Origin of the sequence: Bacteroides fragilis (genome assembly GCF_019583405.1) — a bacterium.
Lineage (GTDB): Bacteria > Bacteroidota > Bacteroidia > Bacteroidales > Bacteroidaceae > Bacteroides > Bacteroides fragilis_B.
The window spans coordinates 588,200-600,001 of record NZ_SZUU01000002.1 but is presented as its reverse complement, the minus strand read 5'-3'; the positions used below and the strand labels follow the sequence as shown (position 1 = coordinate 600,001).

Here is an 11,802-nt window from a genome sequence, read left to right as displayed (position 1 = left end):
TTCTTACTTACTGTTTTGTTTATAATACTTAATCATCTTCGGTACAACTTCTTCGATTGTTCCGTTGATCACATAGTCTGCAATCGTATTGATCGGAGCTGACGGATCATTGTTGATGGAGATGATGATACCGCTTTCCTGCATACCGGCAATGTGCTGAATTTGTCCGGAGATACCGCAGGCAATATAGAGTTTCGGACGTACTGTAACACCGGTCTGGCCGATCTGACGGTCGTGGTCAACGAAGCCTGCGTCTACAGCGGCACGGCTGGCGCCTACTTCTGCGTTTAACACCTTTGCGAGATCGAACAGCAAGTTGAAATTTTCTTTCGAACCTACACCGTAACCGCCGGCGATGATGATCGGAGAACCTTTCAGGTTGTTCTTGGCTTTTTCTACGTGGCGTTCGATGACTTTTACTACGTAATCGGTGTCGGCTACGTATTTCTTCACATCATGCTTGATGATTTCACCTTTGTAGTCGGCTGACAGAATGGCTTTTTTCATCACACCTTCACGAACGGTTGCCATTTGGGGGCGGTGTTCGGGATTGACGATGGTAGCAACGATGTTACCTCCGAATGCCGGACGAATCTGGTAAAGCAGGTTTTTGTAAACCTTACCTTCTTTCTTATCCTCGTGATCACCGATTTCCAGTGAGGTACAGTCGGCTGTCAATCCGCTGGTCAGGGCTGACGATACACGCGGGCCGAGGTCACGACCGATCACTGTCGCACCCATCAGGCAAATTTGCGGCTGTTCTTCTTTGAACAGATTCACGAGGATTGAAGTGTGAGGAAGTGAAGTATAAGGATAGAGTCCTTCACCATCGAATACATGGAGTTTGTCTACTCCGTACGGGAGAATCTGTTTTTCAATATCTTTGAGACCGGTTCCGGCAACGACTGCTTCAAGCTGGCAGTTCAACTGATTGGCCAACGAGCGTCCTTTTGTCAGAAGTTCGAGGCTTACGTCTGCGACGATGCCGTCTTCTATTTCGCAATATACAAATAAGTTATTCATATCTTTTCTCTCCTCTTATCCAATAGTGTGGTTCTCCAACAGTTCAACAATCAGTTCTTCCACTTCACGGTCGCTGCCGCTGATGGTTTTACTCTCTTTCGCCTGGAACACGATGTTCTGGATGGCTTTTACCTTTGTCGGCGAACCGCTGAGGCCGCATTGTTTCAGATCACCGTTTACGTCTGCTACACTCCATTCCACCAAGTTCAGGTAGTCGCGGGTGTCGTACAGGTCGGTATAGTCCAGGTTGCCCTGTTGCTTCTCGGTAACGGTTTTGGCATGTTTGTACTTCTGAACCAGCTTTGCATTGCGCGGGCGGCAGGGAGCTGCACTTCCGTTGACAGTGATAACGATAGGCAACGGACCTTCTACGGTTTCCACACCACCGTCGATGTGGCGTTTTACGGTGATGCTTCCGTCACCTACTTTGAGGATCTCTTCGGCATACGTAATCTGAGTCAGTCCCAACTTCTCTGCAACCTGCGGTCCTACCTGTGCCGTATCTCCATCAATAGCCTGACGACCACCGATGATGATGTCATATTCACCTATTTTTTTGATGGCTGTTGCCAGAGCGTACGAAGTAGCCAGCGTATCAGCACCGGCAAAAGCACGGTCTGTCAGCAGATAACCATTGTCGGCACCACGGAAAAGTCCTTCACGAATAATGTCGGCTGCACGTCCCGGTCCCATGGTCAGGATGGTAACGGTAGAGCCTGGGTGGGCATCTTTCAGTCGGAGAGCCTGTTCAAGAGCGTTCAGGTCTTCGGGGTTGAAGATGGCAGGGAGTGCCGCACGGTTAATGGTTCCGTCGGCTTTCATGGCATCTTTCCCAACGTTGCGTGTGTCGGGAACTTGTTTTGCCAATACAACAATTTTCAAACTCATGTTATTAATTTTAGTATTAGTATTTCTACAAGTTAGCAGCCAGTAGTCAGTAGTAAGGTTCTTGCTATTCACTATCCGGTTAACTATCAGCCTGCAAATTTAAGCAAACGCTTGGTTCTGACAAGAAATCCGTCTGAAAAATGCACAAGTTTAAAGATTCTGAGCAACTTGTTTGGTTCTTACGATCATGAATACCGGGTTATCGTCGGCTTTCAAATCTTTTAATTCGGGGATGTTTTTCAGTTCCGGATCTTCTTCTGCCAACTCCAGTATGTCACTTGCTTCCCAATAATACAATAAAACATCATCTGCCACACGCATTGCCGGGTAGAAAGGGACTTTGCCATACATATCGTTCTGTATCATTCCGTCTTTTACACCGAATAGCTGTCCTTTCTGTTTGTCGTACATAGCCAGGCGGGGAGCTTCCGACTTGTCCGTTATGTCCCATGAAGTATAAGGGATGAACAGGTATCCGGGCGTTTCCAATATATCCGGACGGAGATAGTTGGAAGCCGTTGTTTCATAAACGTTCCAGTTGCCGTCGAGAACTTCGAAGCGTTTCTCTTTGGGCAATTTATATTTTCCAAGTTGTAGGATATAGCGGGGCAGGAGTGTATCCGGACGGACGGTAAATACTGTGTCATTATAGTATTCTTTCATGCAAACCTGATTCTGGAACCGGTATAAATATTTGTCGCATTTTCCCCATAAATAGAGGTTTAGCCCGCTGGGGATGGTGAAACGGTCGTATTGGGGAAATGAAGTCAGTGTATCGCCTTTAGAGTCGATTATTAATAATCTGAAAAGCTTGTTTCCCGTATTGTTGTAAATGTAGGACGCAAAAGTGCTGTCGTTCAGTGCCGAAAATTGCCAGGCAAATGGAAACTTACATTCATTCATGAACTCTCCGTTGCCGGAATATGCCAGTAGTTTTCCATGGTCCATCAGGAATACTTGTTTGGAAACATCGTCTGTTGATATAAAACGAATACCGGTATATTCTCCGGGGCCTTGTCCCATCCGGGCAACTGTTCGGACAAATTTACCTTCGTCCGTGAACTGAAAGACCTGTTTTTGCGTAGGGATGTATAAGTTATGTCCGCAGAGTGTAATGCTGTTTTTTATGATGGCCGGCAGTAAACATTGGTCGGTGGTTTCCAAAGGGATGATTTTCACTTCCCGGGCTATCTGGCTCAAGGTAACTGTTTGTTCCGTCCCGATTCCGGTTTCAAAAGGGAGAGTGACGGGAAATGTTGTTTCGGAGATTGCTTCTTGTGACGAAGAGGGTTTATTGGTACATCCCAAGAAGAGTAAACCGGAGGAAAGGAGTAAGCTGAAAAGGGTTGTGTTCGTTCTCATAGTCTATGCTTTTTAGTAAATGGCATAAAACTACGTAATATTCGTAACTTAAATCAAACCTGATAGTTAAACTATGTTATCCTTTAGCATTATTCTTCTTATAAGGAATATATAAAAAAGGAGAAAGGGTTGAATATTGGAGGTATGCCTCAGATTTATAATTACTTTTGGCATACCTCCGGAATACTGTTGTTATTGGATTCCTATTTCTGCAAATCCCATCGTATCTCCTTCTGTTACCATTTTGGTAGGTTTCAGAGAAAGGTATCGTGCTTTCACTGGAGTGAAGTAGACAGACTGTAGAATCGGATTGTTTTTGATGTTTGAAAATTCCCCTTTAGCTACTATCTGGTTTACTGCATTTGCTTCGGTACCTACAGATAGTTCATAAGAGGAAATTAATCCTTTGTTATATTCGCTTTGATCCGGCAGATAATGGAAAGAGGTAATTGTACGTTCTTCTCCCAGATCGATCACCAGTGCGTCCCCCTCAACAAAAGCAGTGGTGCTCTTGTCTTTATCCATACATTTCTTAGTCTCCTCTTCGGATACTCCTACGAGTGTAAACGGATAACTTTTTAGTTCTTTGGCCTCTACGGTGAATGTGTCGGCTGTTTCACCTGCATAATAGGCTTCTATGTTGTTGATGCAAAGGCAGGCACGTGCATCCGTGAAACGTATGCGGAGTTTATCGGTAGAAACGGTTTCAAAGCGCAACAAGCGTTTGTAGCCCACGGTCGTAGTCTCTTCATTCAGTTTCACCGGCAGCCATTTTCCATCTTTGTCATATTCCACTACGAATGATTTGACACGTTGTCCCAACGGAATATATTCCTGGATCATCATACGGTTGACCTTCTCCGTTTTTGGGAAGTCGAACTCAATCTCTGCGGCAGTCACACCGTCGTTGGTAGCCCAGTAAGTATCCCAACTTTCATCTGTTGCGGCTTTGGCTGAGAATTTTCCTCCACGTTCATCCGATACTTTCGGTTGGATACCTGCGAGCAGGTTGTGTGCCAATTGTTTCTGTACATTCTTGTGGAAGTTTACTGCGTTGGCCGAGTCGATCGGATGGATCAGCCCGTCGCGGTCAACCGGGAAGTTAAGCAAGAGGGTCGCGTTGTGTCCCACACTCCGGTAATAAAGGTCCGTTAATTGGTCTACGGTTTTTACTCGGTTGTCTTCTTCCGGATGATAGAACCACCCCGGGCGGATAGAGACATCACATTCTGCCGGTACCCATTGGTTACCGTCAGCGTGTCCGTATTGCAGTTCGCGATATTTCGGATAGCCCGGGTACACTTCACCCGCACGCAGGAACGACCAGTTGGTAGCTCCGGCAAATCCGTTCTCGTTACCTACCCAGCGGCAACCGGGACCTCCGTCAGAGAAAACAATGGCCTGTGGTTGGAGTTTATCCAGTATTTCATAGATACGTGGATAGTTGTAGTAAGTCTTGCGGTCAATGGTACGGCTGTCTTTGGCTCCACCATACCATCCGTCACCGCCGTTGGCACCGTCAAACCAAACCTCGAATACTTCGCCATAATTGGTCATCAACTCAGTCAGTTGTTTATGGAAATAATCTACATATTCCGGTGTACCGTAGTTAGCCTGGTGTCTGTCCCAGGGAGAGAGATAAACGGCGAATTTAATGTCGTATTTCTTACAGGCGGCTGCCAGTTCACCTACAATATCTCCTTTACCGTCCTTGTAAGGAGTGTTACGGATGCAATATTCCGTCAGTTCGGTAGGCCACAAGCAAAAGCCATCATGGTGTTTGGCGGTAAGAATTACTCCTTTCATACCCGATTCTACAAAGGTTTTCACCCATTGTTCGCAGTCCAGTTTGGATGGGTTGAACGTTTTCGGGTCCGAATCTCCGTATCCCCATTCACGGTCGTTGAAAGTGTTCAGGCCGAAGTGAACGAAAGCATACGTTTCCATTTTCTGCCATTCCACTTGTTTTTCTTCGGGAACAGGTAAGATAGCTTCGGGAGCTTTCACTGCAGGAGCGCAAGCGCCAAGTAGGGTTAGGGCAGCTCCGGCATACAGTAGTTTGTTTATTTTCATGATATGTTAAAAGGGTTAATGGTGCAAAGATAAAAAAATCCCCGGAAACTCGTTCCGGGGACTAACTAAAAAGCAATTATTCCCATCCCGGATTTTGCGGGAGAAGGTTCTCGTTTCTCTGAAGTTCCCCGGTCGGTATCGGTCTCAGGTAAAGCCTGTCATTCCAGGTACGGCTCTTGCCTGCTTCATAAGAGTAGTCGGCATTGGTATAGGCAGGATATACGACTGCGTACTTGCCTTCCTTATAAGGTTCACGTTTTCCGACATATGTCTTCACATTATCACATATCTTTCCGGCTTTCCAACGGGCCAGGTCGTCCCAGCGGAATCCTTCACCAGCCAACTCAATGCGGCGTTCGCGGCGGATTTCCTGTAATAGCGGGCTAAGGCTGTATCCCCAGGCGGGCCAGTTCGGATCAGTGAAACCTACTTCCATAGTCAGGTGAGGCATACCTGCACGGTCGCGCAATACATTGATGGTCTTGTTCAAGTCCGCTTGTGTAATCGTGCCCAGTTCGGCTTTAGCCTCTGCGTTGATCAACAAGGTTTCTGCATAACGATAGGCGATGCCGTCATAAGTATTGTTATTTGCTTCAAAGGCTTTATCTGTTGGAATAAGGTATTTGATGGACTTATATCCGGTCAGGCAGTATTGCGAAATGAAATCTTCTTCCTTCTCAACGTACGTACTGTCGTTGGTGGCCACAGTCACCCGTGTAGGGAAGTCCCAGGTCAGAATGGTCTGCTTCAGGCGTGGGTCGCGGTCGGTAGTTTCATTTTTCATATTGTCATCCCCTTTATATTGCTCGTTTCCTGTAATGGGTTTACCGTTGAGACACAGATAACTTTCTACAAAGTCTTTTGAAAAGCCGGTATTGGCTTCGGACAACGTACGGCTCATGCCGTGTTTTCTTTTGCCATCCAGATAGATCACCGGCAGGATAGCCTCTTTCAGGTTTGTTTTGTTTTCCATTACAAATACGTCGTAATAGTCTTTTTCCGGATGTCCGGTGTTGTAGATCTCGTATTTGCCGGTTGCCATGATTGCATCTGTTTCGTCGGCTGCCATTTTCAGCAAGCGGTCTGCTTTGTCTGCCCATCCCAATTCGGTGTGATATTTATAATATGTACCTTCGTGCAGACAAGTCCTGGCTTTCAACTGGCGTGCTACATCTTTTCCGATGCGTCCGGTAGCCGGTTTCTCGGGTAACCATTGGATGGCAAAATCAAATTCTTCAATGATTTTATCCATCACTTCATACCGTTTCAGTTTCGGTCCGTAAAGAATATCCGTATCACCCGTGCCCAGATCTTTATCCAGCCAGGGGATATCGCCGAACGTTCTCATCAATCCGGCATATTGCATCGCTTTGAAGAAACGGACTTCTGCTACATACTGGTTGATTTCCGACTCCTTACCGCTTACAGTCTGATAGTGGGTCAGGAAGTAGTTTACCAGCCGGATCGGTTGCCATCCGCCTTTACTCCAGTTACACCAGCTTGCTGCCTCTGCGGGGGTGCTCAACTGATTCCAGAAGAACTGGGGGATGCTGTTAGGCACCTGATTGTCGCTTTCTCCGTCTGCTATTGAGGTTACACCTCCGGGGAGGTAACTATAGAATTGATTGGCATATGTTTCCAAATCTCCTGTGGTATTCCAGAAGGTTTTGTCATTGATTGCTTCCGGGGCTCTTTCCAGGAAACCGTCGTTACAACCCGATAGGGCGAGTGTTGCCACTCCGATATAGAATAAATATTTGATTTTCATAAGATGCTTTGTATTAGAATGTGAGATTTAAACCAACAGATAATGATCTTTGCATCGGATATTTGTATGGGTTATCCAATTCCGGATCGAGTCCGTCGGGGGTATCCGAAATGGTGAAAAGGTTTTCACCGGTGAAATAGATACGTATCTTTTCGATAGAAGCTTTTTGAGTCAGCACTTTAGGTAATGTATAACCAATGCTGAGCGATTTCAGACGACAGTAAGAGGCATCAACCAGATAGCGTGTCTGAGCTTGATTGATGGCCGAACCACCATTGAAACGAGCGCGTGGGAAGTAGGCTCCGGTGTTCTCTTCAGTCCAGTAATCGTTGTTGTAGGCTGAAGGTACCTGCCATTCGCTTCCGTAATGGCTGCGGAATGAAGTGCCCGGCAGATAGAGGTCTCGTTTTCCCACACCTTGGAAGAAGATACCCAAGTCGAAACCTTTCCAATCGGCTCCCAGATTGATACCATAATGATAACGCGGAGTGCTGTTACCGATAATTTTCATATCGCCCGGATCATCAACGGTGTTGTGACCCCAGTCAATAACGCCATCGTTGTTGCGGTCTACAAAACGGATATCACCTGGCATCAGTTTGATACCTCCCGATACTTTATCCTGATTGGCAGCTCCGGCTATTTCCTGTTCGGATTGGAATAAGCCATAGGTTTCGTAACCCCAGATTTCTCCTTGTTTCTGACCTACATACCAGTTGCCCAGTTCTTTTGACTTATTATCGAACTTGGTAACCTCCGATTGATAGTCGGATAGATTGAATCCGACTGTGTAGTGGAACCCGCTTGCTAACTGGTCGTTCCAGCTGATCTCAAATTCCCAACCTTTCGTCAATGATTCGGCTGCATTTTCCTGAGGTTCGTTGGCACCCAGGATACCCGGCAGGATTTTACCTGCGGCAAGAATATCCGATGTACGTCTTTGATAATAGTCGAAAGCTCCTTTCAACCGGCTGTTCAGGAGGTTAAAATCAAGTCCCAAATCCCATTGTGTAACGGTTTCCCACGTGATGGACGAGCTGACGAGCCCGCCGGGAACCACATATTGCGGCTGGTTGCTACCCATGATCCAGCTGGTCTGTCCGGTACTGTAATTAGAGAGATAAGCATACCATCCATTGTCGAGTGCCTGATTGCCTAAACTACCATAAGAACCTCTGATTTTCAATTCATCAAAGAAACTGTTTGTCCAGTTCTTGAACCAGCTTTCATTGGATAGCCTCCAGGCTGCCGAAAAAGAAGGATTGAACACGGCACGGTCGTGTTTGGGGAATTTGGAAGAGAGGTCGTAACGGCCGTTTACTTCAAGTAAATAACGATCGTCATATCCGTAGTTGATGCGGAAGAAGCCGCTTCGGGTAGCCCAGGAGTTGTCATAGCTGCCTACCCAACGGTCGCCTGTGGCATAGCTCAATGAGCCCAGGTCATTTGAGATCAGTTGTTCGCGTCCGGCATTGAATCCGGTGGTGTGCTTGCTTTCCTGATTGTAACCGATCATTCCCTTCAGGTAATGTTTGCCCAATGTCTTTTCATAATCGCCAAAGAAGTTGAAAGCATTGTAGGTATCGTTGGCTTGTGACTGGGATACAGAGTTCGGATTGGTCCATGCAAAAGTTTGCAGGAATTGTCCGTTGGCTCCATATTCGTCGAATGACTTCATGTGTACTTTATTATTCTCACTATAGTAATTGAACGTATAGTCCATGTTGATGCTCATACCTTTAATAGGAGTCAGCTTCATCGTGATCGTGTTCCAAAGGTCATTCTTGTTGGTTTGCCGGCTACCACCGTCTTCAAGGATGGCAGGAAAGTTGGTAAAGTCGCCTTGTCCGGCCCAGTTCCCATCCGGGTGTTTCACCGGCATGATAGGACGCGTATCACCTCCCATAAAATTATCGCCATGCACGTTGTCCTGATTCAATCCTCTCAGCTTGGTGCGGTTGAAGCTTGTTTTCATGGAGAGGTGCAACCATTCGTTTATGTCATAGTTGATGTTGTTCATCACGTTGAACTTCTTGAACTGTTCGTTACCGAAACGAATCAGAGATCCTTGGTCGGTATATCCTAAAGAAGTATAATAGGTAGCCTTCTTACCGCCGCCACTGATATTGACATTGTATTTCTGGACAGGATAATTCTTCTTATACAATTCTTTCATCCAGTTGGTATTGCCGGCATACGTGTATTTGGTGCCGTTTTTACTGATACTCGGATCTGAGTGGATAAATACCGGAGAGTTGTTTGCCGGATCTTTATAGTAAGCTTCAATGTGCTGCATCCATTCTGCATCGAAATAGTCTCGTCCCACTGTGTTTTGCTGTGCGGTGTTCATCCAAGTAGCATATTGCATGGAGTTCATATAGGTGGGGCGGGTAGTAGGTCCGTTGAAAGAAACCGAAGCATCGAATGATACTTGTGTCGGCTGGTCTTTGCGGCCTCCTTTGGTGGTAATCAGCACAACACCATAGGCTGCACGTGCACCATAGATAGATGCGGATGCGGCATCCTTTAGTACGGAAACACTTTGCACGTCTTGCGGGTTAATGAGGTTCGGATCCATTTCCACACCATCGACCAATACCAGAGGTGAACTTCCACTCATGGCGGTGGTTCCACGGATATTGAAACTTGAACCTTCGCCCGGACGACCACTGGTGGTTATGTTTAAGTTAGGGATGGCGCCTTGCAACCCCTGTCCAAGATTGACAATCGGGCGATCTTCAAGCACTTTACTGTCTACAGCCGATACGGCTCCGGTCAGGTTGGCTTTTTTCACGGTGGCATAACCAACTACTACTACCTCTTCCAATGCCTTACTATCTTCAGCAAGCTTCACTTGAAGGGGCTTTCCGGTATAAGGAATTTCTTGTGTAACATATCCGATGTAAGATATTACAATAATATCTCCTTTTTTCACGCCATCCAACGAGAATTTACCTTCTAAGTCTGTGATGACGCCGTTAGTCGTGCCTTTTACCATGACACTGGCACCAATAACCGGGCCCATCGCATCTTCAACCGTTCCTGTTACTTTCTCTTGAGTAACTTCAGGAACCAATGCTTCTGTGGCTTGCGTTGCATATGAATAAGCTGGGAAGCTTAGTGCACCGGCGAGCAAGAGCAGAGTAACTTGTCTAGTGATTTTTAACATAACAATTTTGTTTTAGATTAATAATAAAGGTTTTGTTCGGTTTTTTTATATTGCACTTTTTCATTCATCTGCCTTTCATTTTTCTTTAAAACAGGATTAGTTCTAACAGAACTTAGTTTATTGTAATATGCTTATTATCATTGGGTATACGCAACTTAGTACAGCTGTTTTTTATTGTATATGGCTTTATATACAGGAAATAAAAGATGGATGTATCCTGTTGTTCTACTGAATGGTTGATTATCTTGTTTGGTATTTAGTGTTTTGTGACAAAATGGAGGCTTTTTGCAATCCTCTCTGTCTACCCTGATACATACCGAAGTATATTTCTCTTGATTTGTTTCCGGAAAGAGTGTAGAAGAATAAAGAATGTTGGGTTAGAATGAAAAAAACTTTTGTGATTATTATTTATTTTTAAAATAATCGCTATATTTGCATCATTGTTAATCTAAAAAATAAAAAATATTCTGTTCTTTTTTAATACATTATAAAATGTTTTTCTTTAAAACCGATTAATTGGGTTATAGTTCTGTTAGGAATAATCTGTATTTCCCTTTTTTACTTTGGTTAATTTATTGTATGATAGCTCTGTATGTGTTGGGATAGAGAGTGATCAGAATAGGGATCTGTGTGTTATAACGATCTGTCGGTTACGAGAAAAAAGGTGTAAATCCCGATGAAATATTCAATATTTTTGTGATTGAATGCCCCAAAATTATGACATTAATTCAGCTTGAATATTCCATTACAAACTTATTCCGAAAACAAAATAGAGTTGGTTTTCGTATGGATTAGCTATCAGTTTACCAAAAACAGATGGAGTGAATCCGGATGAAATATTCAATGTTTTGGTAGCCGAAAGTCCGACATTAACTACATTAAATTTATCAGCGTATTCACCTTCCCATGGAGTGAACCCGGCTTCGACAGCCAAGCCTACTCCCTTTACAGTGAATGGATAGCTGAGTTCGCAATAACTGGACCAGGCACGTCTTTCATTTTCCCGGTAATCGTTTCCGGCAAAGGTGGTATACCAGGCCAACGATAACGGGAAGCTTTCACTAATGGTATAGACAGCTCCTGCTTCGAAGGTGTGACCTGTGGTGTGGGGAGTATAGTGGAAATAGTTGAATGGTTCGTCTTCACTTTGGTAAAAGTAGTTATTAAGGCACAGTTGGAGGTTTTTATATTCATACTCCAGCGTAAGGTCTATTTCATTATTCTCGTTTCTGAATTCTGTCGATCCCCATGCCGATAGGGTCCATCCTTTCCACTCTACACCGAGAGTAGGCTGTACGGAAGCATTTCCATTCTTCATTCCACGCCAGATGTAACTGCTTACCAGGTCGGCATTGATAAATACTTCTTGTGCCTGTATGGCAAAGGGGCAAAGGATGAAAGCTGCAAGTATGGCGAATTTCTTCATTAAAATGGCGGATTATTTTTTCGGGCTGCAAAGATAGGCAATTACTGGCAAAATTCGTGGCTGAGGGGCATCGATCTTTTCAGGGTAACGAAT

The 11,802-nt window shown here is 45.0% G+C and carries 7 protein-coding genes; all 7 read right to left on the bottom strand.

Going from position 1 to position 11,802, the window contains the following annotated elements; translation table 11 throughout:
- Nucleotides 1-3: 3 nt before the first annotated feature.
- The gene (locus FDF36_RS06895) at nt 4-1,023 is read right to left on the bottom strand and encodes an electron transfer flavoprotein subunit alpha/FixB family protein (protein ID WP_005780766.1); all 1,020 of its coding nucleotides are present in this window, start codon (nt 1,021-1,023) and stop codon (nt 4-6) included.
- Nucleotides 1,024-1,038: 15 nt separating this feature from the next.
- On the bottom strand, nt 1,039-1,911 hold the full coding sequence (locus tag FDF36_RS06890) for an electron transfer flavoprotein subunit beta/FixA family protein (RefSeq protein ID WP_005807781.1): 873 nt from the start codon (nt 1,909-1,911) through the stop codon (nt 1,039-1,041).
- Nucleotides 1,912-2,061: 150 nt separating this feature from the next.
- Nucleotides 2,062-3,273, bottom strand: a complete 1,212-nt coding sequence (locus FDF36_RS06885) for a 6-bladed beta-propeller (protein WP_220390824.1) — start codon at nt 3,271-3,273, stop codon at nt 2,062-2,064.
- A 192-nt stretch (nt 3,274-3,465) separates the two neighbouring features.
- Entirely contained in the window at nt 3,466-5,346 is a 1,881-nt protein-coding gene (locus tag FDF36_RS06880) for an alpha-L-fucosidase (protein WP_220390823.1), read from the bottom strand.
- A gap of 76 nt (nt 5,347-5,422) precedes the next feature.
- On the bottom strand, nt 5,423-7,114 hold the full coding sequence (locus tag FDF36_RS06875; RefSeq protein WP_220390822.1) for a RagB/SusD family nutrient uptake outer membrane protein: 1,692 nt from the start codon (nt 7,112-7,114) through the stop codon (nt 5,423-5,425).
- A gap of 13 nt (nt 7,115-7,127) precedes the next feature.
- Complete coding sequence (locus FDF36_RS06870; RefSeq protein WP_220390821.1) at nt 7,128-10,283, bottom strand: SusC/RagA family TonB-linked outer membrane protein; 3,156 nt, start codon at nt 10,281-10,283, stop codon at nt 7,128-7,130.
- A 745-nt stretch (nt 10,284-11,028) separates the two neighbouring features.
- A complete protein-coding gene (locus FDF36_RS06865; protein WP_220390820.1) occupies nt 11,029-11,709 on the bottom strand; it encodes a transporter in 681 nt (226 codons plus the stop codon).
- Nucleotides 11,710-11,802: the final 93 nt, after the last annotated feature.

Bases quoted from the DNA above. Each gene is read 5' to 3' on its own strand.
- FDF36_RS06895 (WP_005780766.1), bottom strand. From the start codon at position 1,023: ATGAATAACTTATTTGTATATTGCGAAATAGAAGACGGCATCGTCGCA.
- FDF36_RS06890 (WP_005807781.1), bottom strand. From the start codon at position 1,911: ATGAGTTTGAAAATTGTTGTATTGGCAAAACAAGTTCCCGACACACGC.
- FDF36_RS06885 (WP_220390824.1), bottom strand. From the start codon at position 3,273: ATGAGAACGAACACAACCCTTTTCAGCTTACTCCTTTCCTCCGGTTTA.
- FDF36_RS06880 (WP_220390823.1), bottom strand. From the start codon at position 5,346: ATGAAAATAAACAAACTACTGTATGCCGGAGCTGCCCTAACCCTACTT.
- FDF36_RS06875 (WP_220390822.1), bottom strand. From the start codon at position 7,114: ATGAAAATCAAATATTTATTCTATATCGGAGTGGCAACACTCGCCCTA.
- FDF36_RS06870 (WP_220390821.1), bottom strand. From the start codon at position 10,283: ATGTTAAAAATCACTAGACAAGTTACTCTGCTCTTGCTCGCCGGTGCA.
- FDF36_RS06865 (WP_220390820.1), bottom strand. From the start codon at position 11,709: ATGAAGAAATTCGCCATACTTGCAGCTTTCATCCTTTGCCCCTTTGCC.